Consider the following 22767-nt stretch of genomic DNA (forward strand, 5'->3'; position numbering starts at 1 on the left):
TGACTCGGTCCGACTGACTTCCCCTCCTGGGAGGGGGAGGGGCGAGGGGTGGGTTGACTCCTAAATAATTAAGATGAATATCATACACGCGCTTTACCAACGCCAAATATTATTCTATGCAACTTAGAAATGAATTTGGTATTCGTGAATTTATCTAAATAAATCTTTCTACATTGAGCAGAAACTTGTCATAGATTTGCCGATGATTGGATTCTTATTTGCAGAAGATGAAAATTAATATATCTAGGGAAAATATCCTCAAAAGGCAGAGGGATTTCGACAAAACTATTGAAGGATCACACAAATTAATTAGTATTATGAACAATCGATATGATGGGTTAAATTAACATCTCTATATACATTCAACAATTAATAATTAATTATTAATAATTACCTCTCCTTGAAAAGAAGAGGATTGACTCAAAGGAAAATTTTGATTTATTATCCCCTTAAAAGGGTCCGCTTTAAACCACAATTTTTCGGTAAAAAGATAGAGCAATCATTCAAAACTACGCTTTTTTGAAACATTTACTTTCTGATCGAGCAGAATTATTAGTATTATTCATAATAATTACTATCTAACAGGAAAATCTATACTATATATTTTAAAATATTCTCTTCCAGTAGCTGTAGTGGACGGACACAGCTAAAATGGTAGGTTGCGACGGATTTTTGTTGGGTTTCCTAGGAGGAAAAATCAGGTGTTTACTTTCCTGATAAAAACTTGATTTTTCAGTTAAATAATTGTAAAATTTTCCGGAAATTAGCATAGCAGTATATTTGGCAGATAAATTCTATAAAAATACAAACCAAGAAGTGCTTAATCATAAAATTTGACTTTAATATAAACAGGACTTACGCAAATGGATTATAGTCTTTGCGTAAGTCCTGAGAAATAATATGTGGGTAATACCAAGGGTGATAAATGTTTGCTACAAATAGTCATACTGTTTTTAGACCTTTCCAAAAATACCGATTTTGAAAAGGTCTAATGTAATTATCTAGTTAGATGATGATGATGTATTCTAGGACGAAAAGATAAAATCATTCTCGGTTAAACTATTGCCTAAACTATTGACATTCTCGACTAACAAAGTGCCTCCACCAAAGTTAAAAGTTTGACCATTCATTTGATATTCAATGGTTCCAGCTTGAACACCTATAGTAATGTTACCGGATGGAGGAAGGTTAATGAGTAGATCGTTACCAATTTCTTCAACAAAGGGGAAATCGAGATCTGTCAATTCACCATCCGCACCTGCGACATTACCATTAGGCCAGTAATCAAGAACGTCAAAATTCTTCAGGCTTAAATCACCAGGAGGTGGATTTTGAGTAAAATTCAGCAGAATATCGAAGCCAAATTCAATTTTATCTAGATTGCGTTCAAATCCCCTTAATGTATCGTCGCCAAAACCGCTTACTCCCTCATCACCTGTAACTTTAAAGATATCCTGCTTACTATCCATATCGGGTAGGATAGTCCGGACTAAACTGCTTCCTCCCCCAATCAGAATATCATCACCCGTTCCTCCGACTAATGTATCCTTATCAGCACCCCCTTCAACCGTATCATTACCACTACCGCCGACTACCATGTCATCACCGCTAGAACCTACGACCAAATCTGCATCATTACCGCCATCAAGCGTATCGTCTCCAGTATCCCCGAAGACTATATCTTGATCGTCATCTCCAAAGATTAGATCGTTTCCACCATCTCCATCCAATTCATCATTACCTTCACCACCATACATAGAGTCACGACCACCACCTCCTTTGATGCTATCGTCATCAAATTCTCCATAGAGTTCATCCCTTCCATTTCCTCCTCCGAGAAAATCATTCCCACTACCTCCAAAAATCTCGTCATTCCCCTTTTTACCTAGCAATACATCATCACCACCATGACCATCAATGGTGTCGTTGCCATTCGGATAATAAACTAACTGACCATTTACTAAAGACCAATGAGGGCCACTAAATCCTTGTAAATTATCATCTCCACGGGTTCCATTAATAACTGCCATTTTGTGTTACCTCCTAATATTTAATCTTTGTTTTGTTAGGTTTATACTGATGCCAAATAAACTGTAGAAGTAGTGATTATGAAAGTCTAAGCTACTCTGTTTAATCATTACATTACTTACAAGATGAAATCACTGGCACTAACAGATGTGGTACTGAGCAACATAATATCTAGGTCAGAAGTATAGTCACCATCACCATAAACATCTACTTGAACCAGCACAGATCCACCAGTATTTTCATATCGAACTTGACCTTGACTTCCTCGAGGAACACTTCCAAAATCACTTGTACCAATAAATGAAAATGCTTGATTTCCTGAACTACTGAGATTAGCATCAATTGCTGATAAATCTATATTGTCAATTCCTCGTTGAAAATCATTAATAGTCTCTGGAAAGAAAATGTAATTTGTAGGAGCGTCAGATAGACTGACATATTTAAAATAGTCAGCACCACTACCTCCAGTTAAAACATCAAAATCAGCACCACCAGTGAGTGTATCACTACCTGAACCACCATTAAGAGCGTCTGCACCACCATTACCGAATAATTCATCCGCTCCTCCAACTCCACTTAGGTTGTTGTTGGCATCGTTACCGTAAAGACGATTATTGAGACTATTACCTGTACCATCAGAAATTGTGTTTCCGAGGAGAAGACTTTCTACATTTGCACCCAAAGTATAGCCATTGATATTACTAACAACGATGTCAAGTCCTTCGCCACTATACTCAATGACTTGATCGTTCGGAGAACTAACTACATAAGTATCGTAGCCAGTGCCACCCCGCATCACGTCATTACCACTACCACCATCAATAGTATCACGACCAGATCCTCCCCAAAGATAATCGTCACCTACACCCCCATTGAGGTAGTCGCGGCCAGAGTCACCGTATAGAAAGTCGTTACCATATTCACCAAACAGATCATCATTGTCATTACCACCATACATTGTGTCGCTATTATCTGCGCCCCGCATTGTGTCATTGCCAGCGTAACCCTCGATAATATCCCCGAAATAAGTACCCGGTAGAAAATCGTTACCTGGAGTGCCTTGAATATAAGCCATTGAAATTTCTCCCACATCAATTCGACTTTGTTAGTTAATTTGATGGGCCTATAGCAATCCTAGATAGCGGATCAACATTTATTTATGTAAGGGGGTGCTTTCCGCCCCACCCTGTGGAGGAGTGGGGAAACCAGCACCCCCTTACCAACCCCCTTATGGTTGTAATATTTTTGAGGCTAGAAACTTTGCTGTCAAAAGCTTGAGCCTCTTAGGTTTTCACGACTTAAATTGGAGTGCTATAGCTCTCAAACTAAACTTATGAATTAATCATGCCTCTTTCAGACCAACAACGACAATGGAGGAAAAATCAGGTGTTTACTTTCCTGATAAAAACTTGATTTCTCAGTTGAATAATTGTAAATTTTTCCGGATATTAGTATGGCAGTATATTTGGCAGATAAATTCTAGAAAAATATCATCCTAGAAGTTGTTAATCATAAAATTTGACTTTAATATAAATAGGAATTACGCAAAGACTATAATTCATTTGCGTAAGTCCTGAGAAATACAAATCTGTGGGTAAAAATTTATCAGTGTTAAACCCCTACAAAAAATTTATTTGTGTCATATTTTTCTTGAGTTGATATTAGAATCACTACCAAAAAATCTAATTTCTCAAATTTAAGATAAAGTTGTTGCCATTGCTAGAAACTTTAGTTATTTTCCAGTTTTTGTATTGACCTAAACGGCTAGCGAGTGATTTTTTAACAGAATTTGCTACCTTGTCTTTTACTTTGGGATTATTCAGACCATTGGCAAGTTGTGTTTCAATATTTTTGGTTAATTCACCCTTAATCTTATTTTGGATACGACTACAGATACCCTTAAAAGCTTGGCATAGCTTATTAGGAATTCGTAAATCAGTCTTAAAGTCTACTTTGGGATTTGCGTATGAAATAGACCCATTATAAGCAACAGGTATCAAAGACATTGAAAGGATTGAGTTGTTCAAATGGATATCGCGTTCCATTTTTAATTTGCACTCACCCCATTTTCCAAACCTTCTGCGGACACATTTTGCTTTAATTTCCTCTCCTTGGCTTTCAAACCTTGCAGTTGCTTGAATTCGACTACCATTAATAGTGGCTTGGATAGATGAGGTATTCATATTATCAATGTAATATTTCAACTGGCGAAATTTGGTAACTTTATGTTTGTACTCGGGAATCAAGAATGATTCTTTGGCTCCATTGGGCAATAGTACATAGCTAGAATCTTGATGCCAGCTACTACCATGCTTTTTTCCATAGTTGTCAAGATGAACTTTAGTTGAACTAAAAGCTGTGTTAAAAGCTATGGCAACAGCTGTTTTAGGAACGGTAACATTTACAGTTTTTGCATATGCAGGTAAATTTAGTACATAGAAAGTACCGAGCGTCAATCCGAAGGCAACTGGTGCTGCCAGAAATCTTTGTAAATTCATTTTTGTTCTCTTTTACGCTTGAATGTTTGTTGTTATTAATAATTTTCACTTTTCATACTAAGAACGACAATGGATAAAAAATCAGGTGTTTACTTACTCAAAGAAAAGATTTTTTCCTAAGTTTAATAATTGTCAATTTTTCCGTATGAGTATGGCAATATATTTGGCTGCTCAATCAGTAATAAATTATCTATTAACAGCTCCATACCTACAATATATAATCCGCTACAATACTCCTTTTTTTTTAGTCTGTTAATTCTCTACTTTTTAGATAAAATTTAGTTTGCAGAGCTATGTATGGCATGGCTGAAAATTATTTTTATAAATGAGTAAAGAAGTGATTATCTGCAGGATAAAAACAACAATTAAACTATTCCAAAATCTAGATAACAGAAAAAAAATCAGGAAAAGTCAGGGTAGTTAAAATAAAAAATCAGGATTTTTATAATTGTTCTGTTTATCAATGCTCAACATGAATAAAATATAATTATAGTAATTTATATGCTAATCTACCATGAAATCAGAATCAGAGTTTACTTGGAGCCAAGCTAAAGAGAGAGCAAATCAAATAATCTTCCAAAACACTGGTACACACTTGAGCGATCTGGAAATTCTAATTCTCCAAGGAGCATGGGAAAAACAAACTTATATTCAGATAGCTCAGGAAAATGGTTATAGTGCTGAATATCTCAACAAAGATGTCGGCAATAAAATGTGGAGTAAATTTTCAACAGCATTAGGAGAAAAGATAACTAAAAAAAATTTTAAGGAAGCACTACAAAGATGGAAAGAGGATAATAATAATCAATTTGTTTCATCCATTGTCAAACTACCTTTTCCAGAAGGAGCAGTTGCTCTAGATTCTCCTTTATATATAGAGCGAGAAAATGTAGAAAATTTATGTTATCAAACTATAGAAAACCCAGGATCTCTAATTAGGATAAAAGCTCCTAAACTGATGGGTAAAACTTCTTTAATAATGAGAATTTTAGCTCAGGCTAAAGCTCAGAATTATCGGACTGTCTATCTAGATTTAAGTAGTGTGAATCGAACAGTTATTACTAATTTAGATAAGTTTCTCAAATGGTTATGTTTAACAGTAGGTCGGCAATTAAATTTAGAAAATCAGCTAGACAACTATTGGGATACAGAAATTCTTGGCAGCAATGATAATTGCACAGTATATTTTGAAGAATATTTATTAACAGAAATTGATACACCATTAGTGTTGTGTTTGGATGCAGTAGACCGGTTATTTCCTTATACTGAAGTCATTGAAGATTTTTTTGGGATGTTACGATTTTGGCATGAAAGAGGAAAAATATCTGATGTTTGGAAACGACTACGTTTGGTAATAGCACATTCAACAGAAGTTTATATTCCTCTAGATATTAATCAATCTCCATTTAATGCTGGTTTGCCCATAGAATTATCTGAATTTAATCATAACCAAGTACAAAGATTAGCTCAACTACATGGCATAAATTGGAATAATTATTTGATTCAAGAATTGATGAAAATAGTAGGAGGACATCCTTATCTTTTGCGATTAGCTATGTATGAAATTTGGTCACATAAAATTACTTTAGAACAATTATTAAAAGAAGCTGCAACTGAAGCCGGAGTCTATAGTAATCATCTCCGGCGAAATTGGGAAACATTACAAAAATTGCCGGGATTAACTGAAGCATTTAAACAGGTTGTTACTTCCTCAGAGCCAGTTGAATTAGATTCAAAACAAATTTATCAGTTACATAGTATGGGATTGGTTAAGCAAAAAGATAATTATGTAATGCCTCAATGTCATCTTTATCAAGATTATTTTCGGAGAGTTTTATAACACTTGATTGAGTAAACAAAAATTTTGCTGATGGTGTTATCAAGAATTGATTAATGATTAACAATTACCTTTCCTGTAATAGGATAATTTGCTTAAATAAAAAAAATATATTTTTCCTTAATGCGAGAGGATTTAAATCTAAATTAGAGAATCATTAATTATTCGGAAATCTAATAGATATTTATTTTTTGAATAGTAAAGATGACGGTTAAAGGCAATAGGCAAAAGAAAAAAACTAAAAAAAATTCCGCACTCTTTTTTTTAAGTTAATATTTATATTATATTTACAGCCTTATTTGTGCACCAACTTATCAATTTCGAGATTTTTTGTTAATTAGTTGAGTTTAATTATATGAACTAAGCTATATAAAAAATGTCAAATATTAAATATGAATATCAATATGGTGGTAGTTTGCCTATTGATGCTCCTAGTTACATAATTAGAAAAGCCGACTCAGAATTTTATCAATACTTGAAAGCTGGAGAATTTTGTTATGTATTGAACTCGCGACAAATGGGTAAGTCTAGTTTGCGAGTCAGAACAATGAATAAGCTACAAGCTGAAGGAATATTATGTGCTTTTGTTGACCTTACAGGAATTGGCAAAGAGGATGTAAATCCGGAAAAATGGTATGCAGGAATTGTTCAATCTTTAGTTAGTAGTTGTCAGCTTACGAAGAAATTTCAGTGGCGAAGTTGGTGGCGGGAAAGAAGAGATTTGCTTTCTCCAGTACAACGTTTGAGTTTGTTCATAGAAGAAGTTTTGTTAGAAATAATTGAGCAAAATATCGTGATTTTTATAGACGAAATTGATCTGGTCAGAAGTCATAATTTTTCCTTAGATGATTTTTTTGCCTTAATTAGATATTTTTATAATCAACGAGTTTTTGAACCTAAATATAAACGTCTTACTTTTGCTCTGTTAGGAGTAGCAACTCCCAGTGATTTAATCACAGATAAAACTCAAACACCTTTTAATATTGGTAAGGCAATTGAACTACATGGATTTGAGTTTCAAGAAGCAAAACCTTTAGCTTTAGGATTAGAGGAAAAAGTAAATAATCCCCAGGAAGCTCTCAAAGAAATATTAAACTGGTCTGGCGGACAACCTTTTCTCTCTCAAAAATTATGTCAGTTAGTTGTACAAAATTTAGCCGATGGTATGACAAACTATAGGTCAATTCAACAATTAGTTCAAACCAGAATTATTAATAACTGGGAAGCTCAAGATGAACCACCTCATCTCAGGACAATTCGTGATCGCCTGCTTAAAAATAAGCGCTGCATAGGTCAAATATTGGGCATCTATCAACAAATTTTACAACAGGGAGAAATTGTGGCAAATGGCAGTGTTGAACAAACAGAATTAAGGTTATCAGGATTAGTAGTTCAGGAACAAGGAAAACTCAGAATTTATAACAAAATTTATCAACATATTTTTTCTCATAAATGGTTAGAAAGACAATTAGAGCAACTGCGTCCCTATGCTGAAAATTTGAATGCTTGGGTTGCTTCTAACTATCAAGACGAGTCTCAACTTTTGAAAGGTGAATTATTACAAAAAGCTCTATCTTGGTCTAGAAATCATAGTCTTAGTGAGGTTGATTATTACTTTTTAGGCTCTAGTCAAGAACTGGAAAAGTTGAAAGTAAAACAAATATTAGATATCAAAGAACAAGAAAGTATTATCCTAGCTGAAGCCAATAAAACTTTAATCCAAGCTCAACAAAAATCTAAACGAATAGTAAGTGTCGGCACTGTAATTTTAATTATCTCACTATTAGCAGCAACAGTAGTGGGGTTACAAGTAAAACGAGCTAACCGAGAATTAGCAGAAGCTAGTATATCTCTAGAAAGTTTTTCTGCAAAAGAAGTCTATAATAACATCAGTCCATTTGATGCGTTACTGTCAGCATTAAAAGTAGGAAAACAACTGCAACAGTTAGAAAAATCAGCCCCAGTTAGATTAGATAGACGTACAGAAGTCTTGAATACATTAAGATTTGTAGTTTCTGGTATTAGAGAGCAAAATCGCCTTCAAGGGCATCTCGACAGGGTGACAAGAGTGAATTTCAGCCCCAATGGCAAAATTATTGCTTCTGGTAGTGAGGATAAAACAATAAAGCTATGGAATATTCAAGGCAAACTGCTAAAAACTCTCAAAGACCATAGAGACCATATCTCAGGAGTTAGTTTCAGTCCAGATAGCAAAACTTTAGCATCTGCTAGCAGAGACGGTACTATAAAACTGTGGAATGTGGACAACGGTACTCTACTGAAAACCATCCTCGCCCACAATAACACTTGGGTGAGAAGCGTCAGTTTCAGTCCAGATGGGGAACTCCTGGTTTCTTGTGGTTCAAGAGGTTGGGTAAAATTCTGGAATGTCAAAGATGGTACTTTGGTCAGAAAAATTCCCGCTCATCGTACTCCCAATGGTCGTTATTATGCAGTTACTCATGTCAGTTTTAGTCCAGACGGTACTATAGTTGCTTCTACTAGTTTTGACAATAAAATTAAACTCTGGAAAGTTGAAGATGGTAGTTTGCTCAAAACTCTTAAGGGTCATAGAGACGAGGTAAGGGTTGTTACTTTTAGCCCTGATGGTAAAACTTTAGCTTCCAGTAGTGCTGACAAAACCATTAAGTTGTGGGATGTTGAAAATGGTATTGAAATTAAAACTCCTACCCCCAGAGGTCACCGTGGTACAGTCTGGGGTGTCAGTTTTAGTCCTGATGGTAAAACTCTGGTTTCTTCTGCTGAAGATGGTTTGGTGAAACTCTGGAATTTGGAGGAAAAGGGAATTGAACCACAAATTTTCCGAGGTCATGTTGGCATAATTAGGAGTGTTACTTTTAGTCCTGATGGTAAGATGATAGTTTCTACTGGTAGCGACCATACTGTTAGGTTGTGGAATGTAGAAGGTCTAGAAGGTACAGAACCAAGAACTTTTACAAATAATCAAGGTGATGTATCAGTTGTCAGTTTCAGTCCTAATGGCAAAATTCTGGCTTCTGCTGATACTGACAATACTATCAAACTATGGAATGTGGCAGATGGTACTTTACTGATAGTATTGTCAGTTTCAGTCCTAATGGCAAAATTCTGGCTTCTGCTGATACTGACAATACTATCAAACTATGGAATGTGGCAGATGGTACTTTACTGATAGTTCTCAAAGGTCACAGTGGAGATGTCTTTCATGTTAGCTTCAGTCCGGATGGTAAATTTTTAGCTTCTGCTAGTCTCGATAATACAGTTAGACTGTGGAATGTGAAAAATGGTACTCTAGTACAGACCTTTAAGGGTCATAGTAGGTCTGTTTATGCTGTTAGTTTCAGTCCGGATGGAAAGATTTTAGCTTCTGCTGGCGATGACCGTACTGTAAAATTATGGCGACTCACTGATCAAGTATTTTTGCAAAGTCTTAAGGGTCATCTCCGCTCAGTTAGGAGTGTCAGTTTCAGTCCGGATGGTGAAGTTTTAGCTTCTGCTGGTTTTGACCATCGGGTAATTTTGTGGAGTGTCGAAGATGGCAGGATGTTGAAAGTTTTGGATCGGGGTAATCTTAACTTGGTTGCTGTTAGTTTTAGCCCAGATGGCAAGTTACTTGCTTCCAGTGGTGGTGATGCTGCTGTGAAGTTATGGAATGTGGCGGATGGTACTGAGGTGCGAACTCTCGAAGGTCATGGAAGTTGGGTGAGAGATATTGATTTTAGTCCGGATGGTAAAATAGTTGCTTCTGCTGGTTTTGATAGAAAAGTGATTTTGTGGAATGTGGCGGATAGTACTGAGGTGCAAACTCTTGAGGGTCATCTGGGTCGGGTTTTTAGTATTAGTTTTAGTCCAGATGGTAAGTTACTAGCTTCTGCTAGTGAAGATGGTACAGTTAAGCTATGGAATTTGACTTTGGATATTGAAGATTTTATGGAGTTGGGTTGTCAATGGTTGAGGGATTATATTGTTACTCAAAATCAGGATGAGGAGATACAAAATATTTGTAGAGACTACTGAACAGGTTGTTTTAATAATTATTGACAACGGCGATCGCACCCTAGAAGTGGCGTGACTTGAATTATCTATCCCACACTTTCAGCTAAAACCTAATACCTACTACCTAACAGCACACTTATCCAACTTTTTCGCCATCCCCTCAGCATGACTCCACCATTTTTGACCTCCTGCCCAAATTCGTGAAGGTAAATGACCAACTGGTGCCCAACTTCTAAACTTAAATCCGCGATCGCGAAAATGCAAATTATAAGTCAACCAACCTACCTGACTACAAAACTCTCCATAATCTTTATCCACACTTTCATAAATCTGTTTTTGCACGCTAAACCCAAACTTCCCCTGACTATACTTCACCCAGAGGCAATCAATAGTCAGCAAATCTTCACAAGGCAAATTATCAATATCATCCCTAAACAAATAACTTTTTCTCCTCTTCCCCAAAGCATCACATAAAACTCCCCAGGTTTCCATATCTGCTTCCCGCCACTTTTGCACTGCCAACAAATACTGCAATTTCCTATACTTTACCCCCACTGCTGAAATTAACTGATTTTCATCGAGTGCCATAACTTGGGGAATAAACCTTCCTACCAAACTCCGGACCGATGGCAACACAGACAACTTTTGATTTACTAACGCCAAAGACTCAACATTTTTCACAGGTCGCCTAACAATATTAGACCTAGACTCCAACACCTCCAAAACTTGTTCCGCTGTCTGATAGCGTTGACTCACAGAATTTTGCAATAATTTATCTAATATATTGCCCAGACTTTGACTCACACTACCCCCACTAGGCAAAAAATCTCGCCATCTCCAACAGTCATTGATGACATCGAACATATCCCACGGTGCAACATCCGTCAGTAAATGAATGCAAGTTACGCCCAAACTAAATAAGTCACTTGCTGGCAATGCTTTCCCTCTGGTTTGCTCCGGTGCCATATATTCTGGACTACCAATAATGGTACCAGTGCGAATTAAAGCAGTACCCGTCAGCAACTTCGCTACGCCAAAATCAATTAATACAATTTCCCCCACTTTTCCTAATTTTTCCAGTTGATTTTCTCCAGGTAGGTGGGGTGGTTTTTGATAGTTAATAGGTGGAGAAATACGACGAATAATATTTTCTGGTTTTATATCCCGATGAATAATTTGATGTTGATGAATAAACTGCAATACTGGCAGTAAACTTCGCAAAAATTGCCATATTTGTTCTTCGTTAAATACCCCCTGTTGTTGTAATTCTTGCTTCAGTGTCAAACCCTGAATATATTCCTGCACCAAATACAAATTTTGATTGTGTTGGAAGTGAGCTAACAATAAAGGAATTTGTGGATGTTGCCCCAACTGTACTAACCGCATCACCTCTCGCCGAAATAATCTTGCTGTTGTGTGATGACTTTCGGGGTCTTGGGTAGGACATGAAAGTTGCTTGAGAATACATGGGAGCTTCAGAGGATGTTTTTCATCTACGCCCAAAAATGTTTTGCCAAAACCTCCCTGACCAACTTTTTTCAGAAGACGATAGCGTCTGTGGAGGAGTAGGGGCGATCGGCAACTCTGGCAAGAGCTTGCTGTATCTGGATTTTCAGGATTGGGACATTGAGGGTTAACACAATAACTCATTGAGGGGTTGGTTTTAGATTTTAGATTTTTGTCTAGGGGGTTTACAAATATAATTTAGTAATGCTATAGTAGTTTACTGTAAGAAAAATATGTATGGCGAGCGTGGCCAAGTGGTTAAGGCAGTGGTTTGTGGTTCCACCATTCGTGGGTTCGAGTCCCATCGTTCGCCCTTTTTAATATTATAAAGTCTTAAAGGCTCTGACAAAAACTCAAATAAAAATTGACAACTTTGGTAGGGTGTAGACATCTACAACCCTAAAATTTATTTATTCTTATTGTTCTCCATCGTCGGACACAGGGAATTGTTGACTTAACTCCTGAACAGTTTGTTGAATCACACTCAACTTCTCATCTATAGAAGCTAAAATTTCCTTGGGGTTATTATCAGTAGGTTCTTTTTCAACATACTGCACTGCTTCTTTTGCCCAGTTGCGGATACCTATGGGAGCAAATGCTTTGAAAGTATCTTTTACTCTGTCGTTGGACTCAGGAGCTTCAAAAGCATAATATTCAATGATTTTGGCTATTATTACGTCTGAAAACTTTGTATGACCTTTGATCCACTTATCTCTGCTCGCTAAATCTGCTTTTGTATACCAACCAAGAAGTTGATAAATCTTATCTTGTAAATCTTTTTTTAATCCCGAGTTTCCAGTACCACATAATTTCGCTGTAGCGTTAAAAGTGAAATAAGCTTTGTCATCTCTTTCGCTGTAAGTAACTTCCTTCAGTATTGCTAGTGCATAAATCATCTCTCTAGAAGGGTAGCTTTTAACCATAGCAGTTTCTCTGATAGTCGGTAAAATTTCCCTCAGTATCCAGCGCTTAAATTCCTTCTCTCCTAAGGAATTCATTATTAACTCATATAGCCCAAATTCGGAAGTAACAATAATTTCTTGTTCGTCGTATATTTTTGCGTAATTTTGTCCTCATCGCTCAACCTACCATCAGGTATTTTTAAAATATCACAAATATCTTCCACAACAAAATAAGGTTCGTCACCGTCTCCAAAAATAACACGCACTTTATTGGAGTTGAAATTGTAAGTAAGCATAGGTTTTTTCTGTTAATTAATTAATTAATTGATTAAGGATTCAATTTCTCCTTAGCCATTAACCATTTTTCCATAGTGTGGAGGTATTGCTCAAAAATGAACCCAATTGAACTGGAGTAGCAGCATCTCAAAAAGGATGAATGTTCGGGTCAAAAGGAACCCGGTTTTGAGAATAAACCTTATGTTTTAACAACAGACATTATTAATTTTCTTACTATAAAAGTTGCATCCCTTTTCCTTAAAGTATTTTTTAATTTAAACACTGTCTATATGAGAGATTCTTGTTACTGATAGCTGTTTACGCAGCATTACGCAGGAAATTATTATGTTATTTTTCCACAAAAAATTTACTCTTTCTCATCTTGAATATTTTCAGCAACCTGTTCAATTTATGCCATTTCATCGATCATTTGTTTTGGTGTTCGTTTCTGAGAATTTTGAATATAATTTAACTTCATTTATTCCAATAAATCAGACAGTAAAGACTGCAGTTCATGCAATGTTGCTTCATCCTGAAGTTCTTGACGTAAAGCATCTTGAAATTGTTTAGCTAAACTGTCAAAAAGTTCCCTTTAAAGGACTAATTTTATTCTCAAAAAAATCTATTTCCTGAGTAACATTTTTTGACATTAAATAATCGATACTCCAGAAAGTTACAAAAGCTTTTCTTGTAGATTCAATCCTCACTCGTTTACGCATTCGTCGTTGAATTTTGGCAAAAGTGGCAAACTTATTACCTGCTATAAATGGGTCATCTTCTATTAAGGCCACACTCTTACTGCGTCAAGAAGTTAATAAATCTTTTGTAGTTGGGTCTAGGAGTCCTTTTTCTGGTAGTTGTGCCACCAATTGATTCACAGTAACAAGATAATTATCCGTCTGAATATTAGGTTCTATACCTTTGATTGGGTCATAAACTCTAACAACAGCAGGCAAATACCTAAAATAAATGTCCCGTAACGACACATAACTAATATTAAATAGTCCTAGAGTAAGATTCAAAAGAGCCAATAAAGCGATCGCTTTTGCCCATAATGGAACTTGCTGAGAAGGCTGAGAAACCTGAATATCATCAGTTAAATTAACATTTGACATAATTATTATTAGACATAAATTCGGAATAAGTTCAGTAATACCAGACTTATAGTTCAATTTAGGCTATTTACACTCTGTCCAAGGGAAGAATTAATATAGAGATATAGCACTACGCAAATAGTTTAGGACAATTATAAACACTCAAATTCAGTCAAGGATAACTTCTGACTTCTGACTTCTAACTTGCGCGTAGCTCTATAGTTGCCGAATCTTTTTAATACTTATAATGAGCTACTGTTTAAATCCTCAATGCCCAAATCCTCAAAATCCTGAAGAAACATTATATTGTCTAGCTTGTGGAGCAAAATTGCTGCTGAGAGAAAGATATCGCCCTATGAAACCTATAGGTAGGGGTGGCTTTGGTAGGACTTTTTTCGCTGTAGATGAAGATAAACCTTCTCACCCTCCTTGTGTAATTAAACAATTTTTACCTCAAAAATTGTGCAATTTAATCCAGAAAAAAGTCCTACCAAAACCATTAGCAGCAGTGAAACATTACTATTCCACTGCTGCTAATGGTTTTGGTAGGACTTTTTTCGCTGTAGATGAAGATAAACCTTCTCACCCTCCTTGTGTAATTAAACAATTTTTACCTCAAAATACTGGCGACCCAAAAAAAGCTGCCGAGTTATTTCAACAAGAAGCAATTAGATTAGATGAACTTGGTCAACATCCACAAATTCCAGAATTATTAGCTCACTTTGAACAGGATAATAATCAATATTTAGTACAGGAATTTATTGATGGTTCTAATCTTGCTCAAGAGTCAACAAAAATAGGTCCTTTTAACGACGGTCAAATCAAACAAATATTGAATGAATTATTACCAGTTTTACAGTTTATTCACGAACATAAAGTAATTCATCGGGATCTCAAACCAGAAAATATTATTCGTCGTAATTTTCTACCACAAACTACAGGATGGATGACTAATACAAATCGATTAGTATTAGTTGATTTTGGTGCAGCTAAAGTTATTACTGGAACTGCTTTAATGCAACCTGGAACAATAATTGGCAGTCCCAGTAATAACTTTAGCTGCACCAAAATCAACTAATACAAATCGATTAGTATTAGTTGATTTTGGTGCAGCTAAAGTTATTACTGGAACTGCTTTAATGCAACCTGGAACAATAATTGGCAGTCCGGAATATGTCGCTCCAGAACAAGTAAGAGGTCATGCTATTTTTGCTAGCGATATCTATAGTTTGGGGGTGACTTGTATTCATTTATTAACTCAAGTATCTCCTTTCGATCTATTTGATGTAATGAAAGATAAATGGGTGTGGCGAGATTATTTGAATCAGTCTATTAATAGTATGTTAGGCAGAATTCTTGATAAAATGCTGGCAACTAACCCCAAAATGCGTTATCAGTCTGCTGCTGAGGTAATGAAAGAATTAAACTCAGAACAGAAACTCCCTACTCTCCCTAATATTTCTCCACCCACACCATCCCCAACCAGAAGACCAACACCATCTCCTACCCCCACCAGAGCGCCAATATCTACATATACACCCATTAGACAAACAAAAAATTCTATAACTGCACCGCCTCATGTTATCCAACCGACAATTATTCCTCAACCACAAAGGTCAACTTGGAAATGTGTATCGACCCTGACCGGACATTTTGACTCGGTAAATTCAGTAGCATTTAGTCCGAATGGAGAAATTTTAGCTAGTGGGAGTCGGGATAAGACTATTGAAATTTGGGATGTGAACAAAGGTAGACGTTGGTATACCCTGACTGGTCATGGCGACTCAGTACAAACTGTGGCATTTAGTGAAAATGGAGAAATGTTAGCGAGTGGGAGTCGGGATAAGACTATTGAAATTTGGGATATGAAGAAAGGCAAACGCTGGTTTACTCTCATCGGTCACTCTGACTGGGTGGATGCAGTGACATTTAGTCCAGATGGTCAGGTATTGGCAAGTGGGGGGAGAGATAAGGCAATTGAAGTGTGGAATTTGCAGAAAGCAAGGCGGTGGTTTACTCTGGTTGGTCACGAAGACCGGGTTTATAGTGTTGCTTTCAATAAAGATGGTCGGATATTGGCAAGTGGAGGTCGCGACCAAACAATTAAAATATGGGATTTTCAGAAGGCGAAGGAGCTGTTTACAATTAAGGGCCATTCTGACTGGGTGCGATCGCTTGTTTTCAGTCCAGATGGTGGCACATTAGCTAGTGGTAGTAGGGATGGCACGATTAAGTTATGGCAGGTTTATGGAGGGGAGCTTATTTCGACACCTATACAAAATTTGAAATATGGTATGAGCGATGTTTTGTCTGTTGCGTTTAGTCCGGATGGAAAAATTGTTGTGGGTGGGTATCGTAATGGGATTATTAATTTATGGGATGTTGTCACCGGAGAATTGTTGGAAACTCTTAAGGGTCATTCAAGTGATGTATTTTCGGTGATTTTTAGTCGGGATGGTAAGAGTTTAGCGAGTGGGAGTAATGATAAGACGATTAAAATATGGTGCGTTCCTGGGTAATGTAGCGCTACGCGCAAGTCAGAAGTCAGAAGTAATCGACTAACTTTGAGCATTTATAAATGTCCTAACCTATTTGCGTAGTGCTATATAGCAGGCAACAGGCAAGAGTGGGAAAAGTATTTTTCTGTCTTATATCAAATCCGTTTAATTGGACATAAAAAAATTCTTCAATCGTCATAACTACTACATCTTTGTGATTCTCTCTCCTCCTGACTCGGTGCTCCTGACTCCTCCTTACTTAACGAATCTATAACTGTTTAACCGGATTTGATATTACGGTTCATCATCAACATAAGTCCTAACTAACTCATTCCTTGCTATATCATGTTCAGTTGAATACTTATTTTCAGGTAGCAGCTAGAAGAGGAGTAGAGTTCAACAATTAATAATTAACAATTACCTCTTCTTAAAATGAATTAAGATTGATCCTTAAGGATAAAAAATTATTTTTTTCCCTTAATTGAAGTTGCTTTCAACCTTGATTATTCGGTAAAATACTTAATTTTATGTGTTATACTTAAACATGAAAAATTTATTGATAAATTAAAGACTTTCTATAGTAGATACAGCAGAATTAGTAACACTTTTGCCTGCCTTATTGCCATACTGAATTAAAGGAAGTGAAAAAGTAAGTGAAGGGCTTTTGCAAGAAGTAGGTAAGGATACATGGCAAAGAGCAAAGGCTATTTGGGAAAAATTATCGCCAAAAATAGAGTCTAAAGAAGCAGCTAAGGAAGCAGTAGAAGACTTTGCTAAAGAAGGTAATGACAAAGATGCAGAAGCAGCTTTTAGGCGACAATTGAAAAAAATACTGGACGCTGATGAAATCCTAGGAAAACAAGTAAAAAAATTAATGGAAGAAAATAATCCTACTTCCACAAACGTCAATGTTGAACAGACAGGAAATTTTAATCAAACAGCAGGAGATAATGCAAAATAAATTGGTCAAATTGGTTCAGCAGGCGATATTACTATGTAGATAGTTAGCATAAATAATGTCTGAAATTAATCAAAATGCTGGCGATAATTCTAATCAAATTGGTAGCATTAATAAAGCAAGAGATATTTACATCGGCTGTACTCTTCATCAAGGAGATTTAGATGATTCAACTTTACGCAGAATAGGCGTTTTAATTTTTCTTATATCAGTATTTTTGTTCTCGCTATTCATGGGAGGAGTTAATCTTATTCCTTTGTGATGGTAAAGAAGATAAATAAAACTATAAAGGTAAGCATTCAGCCGTCAGCCATCAGCTATCAGCTATTGTGCTTTTAGTTTAGGGTCTTAGGGTCAAAGCTGTATTAACTGTCTTACTAAAAAAGTTGCCTCCTTTACCCTTAAAGTAAGTTGTTAATTGAAACACTGTCCTTAAAGATAGAGTCTTGTTGCTGATAGCTGACAGCTAATAGCTGTTTGCGCAGCAGTCCGCAGGAAATGCTTACCTACAAAGTGTTTATTTTTGACAATAAATTACTAGACTAAAAATCTATGTAAGTTTTTCTTGTTTGTTGTTATCAATCAATAATTCAGCTTATATAATAAAGTACAATACTGCATTTCAATATGTCATCATATATTAAAGGAAAAAAATGCTGCTAGAACTCAAAAGATTAACCATACCACCAGGGCAAAAAGTGTTGTTAAAAGATGTAAGCTGGCAAGAATTTGAAGAAATTATCACAGACTTAGGAGAAAGTCGCGCTTCTCGAATAGCTTATGCAAATAACACTTTAGAAATTATTACTCCATTACCAGAACACGAACTTAGCAAAGAAGTTATTAGTGACTTAATAAAAGCACTCCTAGAAGAACTAGACAGAAAATTTTTAACTCTAGGTTCCACAACTTTCAAAAATGAACAAATGGCAAAAGGAATAGAACCAGACAATTGTTTTTATATTGAAAATGAAGCTAAAGTTCGTGGGAAAGAACGCCTAGATTTAACTATCGATCCACCGCCTGATTTAGCTTTAGAAATATATATAACTTCTCGTACTCATCTGAATATTTATGCCAATTTAGGAGTAGGGGAACTTTGGCGATTTGAAAAAGGAAAATTACAAATTTATGTTTTAGAAAATAACAAATATATAGAATCAGAAATTAGCCCTAATTTTCCAGATTTACCCTTAACTGAAGTAATTCCAGAATATAGTATTCGCTGTCAAAATATGGGTATAAATCAAACCATGAAAACTTTTCGGAATTGGGTAAGAGAACAAATTATTAGTTAGTAAAGTAGGTAAATAGTTATTTTCCTATTTCTTCTATTTCAAATTAGCTTTATAGCAGTACGTTTTTTGGTGTTTTACAATAAATTTTGGTTGTAAAGGAGTAGTAAGGATGTCTTTCAGTTTCTCCCCCACTCCCCACTCTTTTTATCTAATTACCGAAAAATTGTGGTTTAAAGCTTCCTCCTTTAAGGGGATAAAAAGAAAAATTTTCCTTTGAGTCAATCCTCTTCTTTTAAAGGAGAGGTAATTATTAATTATTAATTGTTGAAACCGATGCTACCGGACATGATATCACCGCATTCTCCTGTAAATCGCCCTATCGGCGGCTCCCCTATCTAACTACTTCTTCAAGCACGGCCAACAAATGCACAATAAGTTGAGAATAGATTAACTTAGATATCGGATACGCCAATAAAGAGTTAAACATGATTCAACAGCCTAAACCTCAATATTCTCTAGCCTGGATTGGCAAAATTGCTGAAGTCCCTAAACCAGAATGGGATGCTCTGGCCCAACCTTTAAAAACTCCCTTCCTAGAATGGGACTGGCTGCATAATATGGAAACTTCTGGTAGTGTGGGTGGTAGAAGTGGATGGCTACCGCAACATTTAACAGTATGGCGAGATAGACAACTAATAGCAGCAGCTCCACTTTATATCAAGGGACACAGTCAAGGTGAATTTGTTTTTGACCATCAATGGGCCGAGATAGCTTACCGCTTAGGTATTGAATATTACCCGAAGTTATTGGGAATGTCGCCTTTTACTCCTGCTGAGGGATATAGATTTTTAATATCGCCTGGGGAGGATGAGGATGAAATGACAGCTTTGATGGTCAGGGAAATCGATCATTTTTGCGATCGCCATCATATTTCTGGATGTCATTTTCTCTATGTCGATCCAGAATGGCATCCTGTACTGCAACGTAATGGTTTTAACAGTTGGCTACACCATAGTTACATTTGGCAGAATCAAGGTTATCAAACTTTTGATGACTATCTCAAAGTATTTAATGCTAATCAACGTCGTAATATTAAGCGGGAACGTAAAGCAGTAGGAAAAGCTGGTTTACAAATGCAGACTTTCACTGGGGATGAAATACCGAAAGCTCTGTTTTCTAAGATGTACAGTTTTTACGAGAGTACCTGCGATAAATTTGGTTGGTGGGGTAGTAAATATTTGACGAAGCGATTTTTTGAACAATTACATCACGACTTTCGCCATCGAGTATTATTTGTGGCAGGTTACAGTGAGGAGGACGACCGCTTCCCTGTAGGAATGTCGTTTTGTATTACTAAGGGCGATCGCCTTTACGGTCGTTATTGGGGCAGCACTTACGAAATAGATTGTTTACATTTTGATGCTTGTTATTATGCTCCGATAGAATGGGCGATCAACCATGGTATTAAGACTTTTGACCCTGGTGCTGGTGGGCGTCATAAAAAACGGCGTGGTTTTCCAGCAACACCTAACCATAGTATGCACAAATTTTATCATAATCGTTTGTCAAAAATCTTCTTGTCCTACATTGGGCAAGTGAATGAAATGGAACAGCTAGAAATGGAGAGAATTAATGAGGATTTACCTTTTAGTCATGGTAATTCTTAATGGGACTTACACAAAATCAAGCCAGAAAATAGGCTCAAATATAGATGGGCAGAGGCTTTGATGTCAAAAAGGTATAAATCCTGAATAAGCACGGGTTCTAGCCATTTTTAAGGCATCGACGTAATTCCCTTGTCTAGACTGACTTTGAAGCATTATTTCCTACCAAAAAATGTTTAATATCATGTCCGGTAGCATCGGTATTGTAAGCGTGAAAGTAAGGAAGAAGGAAGAAGGAAGAGGGAAGAAGGCTTAAAAGCTTGGAAAAACGTAAATTTCCTGTAAATATTCACCCTTGGTTTTACACAAACGATACAGTGCGGACATGATATAACTACCATTAACACGTAAGAAAAAAGGGGATGGAAGAAAAAAGAAGGTAATAAATCAAGCAATTATTATCTCAGCTATCAGCAATTATTAAATACCTAAAGGTTGTAAGTAGATCGGAACTTCTACTAAAAAACATCTTCCTTCTTTCTCTTGTAGTTTGGCAAAGTTAAATTTTATCTAGTTATATAAAATACGAAAAATAATGCTAAAATTTCACAAAAACTGAAAATTGAGTGAGACGAGATAGTAAAATAACAATTTTATATAAAATACTTTTAAAAATAATATTCGCTACACATAAAACGTTTTTGGAGGTAGTTTAATATCTGACAACATATCCGTTATAGATGTTTATTGTAACAGTTGTTGAATATTTTTATCAGTTAAATCGTATTTATTAGCAATAGTAGTTATCGGTTTTTTACCTAACTGAAAAATCACATTTTTATGAAAATTATCTACTTGAATAAAGGTCGGATATTCAGAATTTCGTAATATCTAATAACCATCTGAAGCAATAGCTGCTATTGCAATATCTGCCATTGCCTCAGATGGTTATGAAAATTATCTACTTGAATAAAGGTCGGATATTCAGAATTTCGTAATATCTAATAACCATCTGGATGTTGAATCCAATGCACCTGTGATTTTAGTTGCATATATTTGAGTTATACAGATAAAAATTTGAGAAGGATATTGTTCAGCAAACAAAAAGGTTTTTGACAGAAATTTTTACAACATAAACCATATTACACGATCCTTGTAATGAATATTGTCGATGATCGACAAGGTTTAAAAATACTTTTGTCGATTATTGCGTATGTCGCAATAATACAAAATAATACAAAAAGATTTCAAAATTGGTGATTCATTAAAGAGCGATCATTCTCTCTTTTATTGCGTATGTCGCAATAATACAAAATAATACAAAAAGATTTCAAAATTGGTGATTCATTAAAGAGCGATCATTCTCTCTTTTATTGCGTATGTCGCAATAATACAAAATAATACAATTGGTGATTCATTAAAGAGCGATCGTGTCAAAACCTTAGAAGCAAATATCTGTCAAGACAAGAACCCCTACCTCAAATCATTGTCAGTAAATAGGATAAAACAACTCTATGATTTCCATAAAAAAACTATCCATAGCTTGCCTAGGAGCAACAACTATCGCTTTAGCAATAAACAAACCAGCAAGCGCTAGCGTCTTTTTCAACTCCGATACAGGTCACTACTACGAATATGTTCCAGGTGAATATACTTGGAACCAAGCAAAAGCTAGTGCTGAAACTCGCTCTTATAATGGTTGGCAGAGATATCTGATAACCATCACCTCTGAAGCAGAACACAACTTTATTATTTCCAACATCGGTATACCCACAGAGCATTTCTCTGCACAAGCAGGTGGATGGTTAGGTGCAAATGACACAGCAACAGAGGGGACTTGGCAATGGGTAACCAGTCCGGAAGCGGGAACAGTCTTTTGGCAGAACGGCACACCAAACCATTGAGGGCGTATTCGACTACAGGAAACCCCATGGAGGAGGCTTAAACCTTAGCGAAATGAGATTAAATTTTGCCGACGGTTCCACAGAATTTGCCAACCTAGTTGCTGATTTCACGACCCTCGGAAACATAGTCAAGGTAAAATATTTTATCTCCTAAAGGTCAACCTATTTTTAAATAAAATTCACTCAATTAAATAAATTGGGTGTTATACCAATTTGGAAAAAGATTGTTACAAATAATAAGAGCAATTAAAAGACTTTATAGGAGATGTCCACTGGACTAAAAATATAAATTCCGACCTAATAAATGGTATTAAAGCTATTTATTCTGACTCCTGACTTTAGGAAATTTATCACTTAAAGAGCAATCAAATTGAAGAAGGAGACAGGAGACAGCTATACTGGAGACAGGAGGAAAATTACATGGGGAT

16 protein-coding genes, 1 tRNA gene and 2 pseudogenes are annotated in these 22767 nt (G+C 36.0%); 11 read left to right on the forward strand and 8 right to left on the reverse strand.

Annotation, left to right across the window (positions count from 1 at the left end; genetic code table 11):
• Positions 1 to 1025 precede the first annotated feature (1025 nt).
• The 3 genes from D5R40_RS20085 to D5R40_RS20095 all read right to left on the reverse strand — a co-directional run bounded on the left by D5R40_RS20085 (position 1026) and on the right by D5R40_RS20095 (position 4526).
• On the reverse strand, positions 1026 to 2030 hold the full coding sequence (locus D5R40_RS20085; protein ID WP_124155104.1) for a calcium-binding protein: 1005 nt from the start codon (positions 2028 to 2030) through the stop codon (positions 1026 to 1028).
• A 116-nt stretch (positions 2031 to 2146) separates the two neighbouring features.
• A complete protein-coding gene (locus D5R40_RS20090; protein WP_124155105.1) occupies positions 2147 to 3118 on the reverse strand; it encodes a calcium-binding protein in 972 nt (323 codons plus the stop codon).
• Between the two features lie 592 nt (positions 3119 to 3710).
• Positions 3711 to 4526, reverse strand: a complete 816-nt coding sequence (locus tag D5R40_RS20095) for a hypothetical protein (RefSeq protein ID WP_124147154.1) — start codon at positions 4524 to 4526, stop codon at positions 3711 to 3713.
• A gap of 514 nt (positions 4527 to 5040) precedes the next feature.
• On the opposite strand from D5R40_RS20095, the gene D5R40_RS20100 reads away from it, so the two are divergent.
• From D5R40_RS20100 to D5R40_RS39865, 3 genes are all read left to right on the forward strand, one after another.
• Positions 5041 to 6366 carry an AAA-like domain-containing protein gene (locus tag D5R40_RS20100; protein WP_124155106.1) on the forward strand — a complete coding sequence of 442 codons (1326 nt, stop codon included), beginning with the start codon at positions 5041 to 5043 and terminating at the stop codon, positions 6364 to 6366.
• Positions 6367 to 6739: 373 nt separating this feature from the next.
• Positions 6740 to 9535 (forward strand): WD40 domain-containing protein, encoded by a 2796-nt coding sequence (locus D5R40_RS20105; protein ID WP_240041627.1) that lies wholly within the window; start codon positions 6740 to 6742, stop codon positions 9533 to 9535.
• Positions 9472 to 10380 carry a WD40 repeat domain-containing protein gene (locus tag D5R40_RS39865; protein WP_240041628.1) on the forward strand — a complete coding sequence of 303 codons (909 nt, stop codon included), beginning with the start codon at positions 9472 to 9474 and terminating at the stop codon, positions 10378 to 10380. Before D5R40_RS20105 ends, D5R40_RS39865 begins: the two co-directional genes overlap by 64 nt.
• Before the next feature lie 99 nt (positions 10381 to 10479).
• Here D5R40_RS39865 and D5R40_RS20110 read toward each other — a convergent pair whose 3' ends face one another.
• Positions 10480 to 12009, reverse strand: a complete 1530-nt coding sequence (locus D5R40_RS20110; protein ID WP_192901203.1) for a serine/threonine-protein kinase — start codon at positions 12007 to 12009, stop codon at positions 10480 to 10482.
• A gap of 96 nt (positions 12010 to 12105) precedes the next feature.
• Here D5R40_RS20110 and D5R40_RS20115 point away from each other — a divergent pair.
• Positions 12106 to 12178 (forward strand) — tRNA-His (locus tag D5R40_RS20115).
• Positions 12179 to 12281: 103 nt separating this feature from the next.
• Here D5R40_RS20115 and D5R40_RS20120 read toward each other — a convergent pair.
• The 4 genes from D5R40_RS20120 to D5R40_RS20135 all read right to left on the reverse strand — a co-directional run bounded on the left by D5R40_RS20120 (position 12282) and on the right by D5R40_RS20135 (position 14158).
• Positions 12282 to 12863 carry a hypothetical protein gene (locus tag D5R40_RS20120; protein ID WP_124155107.1) on the reverse strand — a complete coding sequence of 194 codons (582 nt, stop codon included), beginning with the start codon at positions 12861 to 12863 and terminating at the stop codon, positions 12282 to 12284.
• Between the two features lie 2 nt (positions 12864 to 12865).
• A complete protein-coding gene (locus D5R40_RS20125) occupies positions 12866 to 13063 on the reverse strand; it encodes a BRO-N domain-containing protein (RefSeq protein ID WP_124147158.1) in 198 nt (65 codons plus the stop codon).
• A 558-nt stretch (positions 13064 to 13621) separates the two neighbouring features.
• The gene (locus D5R40_RS20130; RefSeq protein WP_124147159.1) at positions 13622 to 13834 is read right to left on the reverse strand and encodes a hypothetical protein; all 213 of its coding nucleotides are present in this window, start codon (positions 13832 to 13834) and stop codon (positions 13622 to 13624) included.
• A 12-nt stretch (positions 13835 to 13846) separates the two neighbouring features.
• Entirely contained in the window at positions 13847 to 14158 is a 312-nt protein-coding gene (locus D5R40_RS20135; RefSeq protein ID WP_124147160.1) for a hypothetical protein, read from the reverse strand.
• Between the two features lie 226 nt (positions 14159 to 14384).
• Between D5R40_RS20135 and D5R40_RS42735 the strand changes: the two are divergent.
• From D5R40_RS42735 to D5R40_RS20175, 7 genes and pseudogenes are all read left to right on the forward strand, one after another.
• Positions 14385 to 14513 (forward strand): annotated as a pseudogene (locus tag D5R40_RS42735) (4-Cys prefix domain-containing protein); the annotation flags it as partial.
• Between the two features lie 132 nt (positions 14514 to 14645).
• A pseudogene (locus D5R40_RS20150) lies at positions 14646 to 16656 on the forward strand (protein kinase domain-containing protein).
• 643 nt (positions 16657 to 17299) lie between these two features.
• Entirely contained in the window at positions 17300 to 17596 is a 297-nt protein-coding gene (locus D5R40_RS20155) for a hypothetical protein (protein WP_124147162.1), read from the forward strand.
• Positions 17597 to 17651: 55 nt separating this feature from the next.
• Positions 17652 to 17855 carry a hypothetical protein gene (locus D5R40_RS20160; protein WP_124147163.1) on the forward strand — a complete coding sequence of 68 codons (204 nt, stop codon included), beginning with the start codon at positions 17652 to 17654 and terminating at the stop codon, positions 17853 to 17855.
• 391 nt (positions 17856 to 18246) lie between these two features.
• A complete protein-coding gene (locus D5R40_RS20165; RefSeq protein WP_124147164.1) occupies positions 18247 to 18891 on the forward strand; it encodes a Uma2 family endonuclease in 645 nt (214 codons plus the stop codon).
• 425 nt (positions 18892 to 19316) lie between these two features.
• A complete protein-coding gene (locus D5R40_RS20170; RefSeq protein ID WP_124147165.1) occupies positions 19317 to 20498 on the forward strand; it encodes a GNAT family N-acetyltransferase in 1182 nt (393 codons plus the stop codon).
• Positions 20499 to 21949: 1451 nt separating this feature from the next.
• Positions 21950 to 22339, forward strand: a complete 390-nt coding sequence (locus D5R40_RS20175; RefSeq protein WP_124147166.1) for a C-type lectin-like domain-containing protein — start codon at positions 21950 to 21952, stop codon at positions 22337 to 22339.
• Positions 22340 to 22767: the final 428 nt, after the last annotated feature.

The sequence above is a fragment of the Okeania hirsuta genome, assembly GCF_003838195.1.
Taxonomy (GTDB): domain Bacteria; phylum Cyanobacteriota; class Cyanobacteriia; order Cyanobacteriales; family Microcoleaceae; genus Okeania; species Okeania hirsuta.

Bases quoted from the DNA above. Each gene is read 5' to 3' on its own strand.
- D5R40_RS20085 (WP_124155104.1), bottom strand. From the start codon at position 2,030: ATGGCAGTTATTAATGGAACCCGTGGAGATGATAATTTACAAGGATTT.
- D5R40_RS20095 (WP_124147154.1), bottom strand. From the start codon at position 4,526: ATGAATTTACAAAGATTTCTGGCAGCACCAGTTGCCTTCGGATTGACG.
- D5R40_RS20100 (WP_124155106.1), top strand. From the start codon at position 5,041: ATGAAATCAGAATCAGAGTTTACTTGGAGCCAAGCTAAAGAGAGAGCA.
- D5R40_RS20105 (WP_240041627.1), top strand. From the start codon at position 6,740: ATGTCAAATATTAAATATGAATATCAATATGGTGGTAGTTTGCCTATT.
- D5R40_RS20110 (WP_192901203.1), bottom strand. From the start codon at position 12,009: ATGAGTTATTGTGTTAACCCTCAATGTCCCAATCCTGAAAATCCAGAT.
- D5R40_RS20120 (WP_124155107.1), bottom strand. From the start codon at position 12,863: ATGAATTCCTTAGGAGAGAAGGAATTTAAGCGCTGGATACTGAGGGAA.
- D5R40_RS20125 (WP_124147158.1), bottom strand. From the start codon at position 13,063: ATGCTTACTTACAATTTCAACTCCAATAAAGTGCGTGTTATTTTTGGA.
- D5R40_RS20135 (WP_124147160.1), bottom strand. From the start codon at position 14,158: ATGTCAAATGTTAATTTAACTGATGATATTCAGGTTTCTCAGCCTTCT.
- D5R40_RS20160 (WP_124147163.1), top strand. From the start codon at position 17,652: ATGTCTGAAATTAATCAAAATGCTGGCGATAATTCTAATCAAATTGGT.
- D5R40_RS20165 (WP_124147164.1), top strand. From the start codon at position 18,247: ATGCTGCTAGAACTCAAAAGATTAACCATACCACCAGGGCAAAAAGTG.
- D5R40_RS20170 (WP_124147165.1), top strand. From the start codon at position 19,317: ATGATTCAACAGCCTAAACCTCAATATTCTCTAGCCTGGATTGGCAAA.
- D5R40_RS20175 (WP_124147166.1), top strand. From the start codon at position 21,950: ATGATTTCCATAAAAAAACTATCCATAGCTTGCCTAGGAGCAACAACT.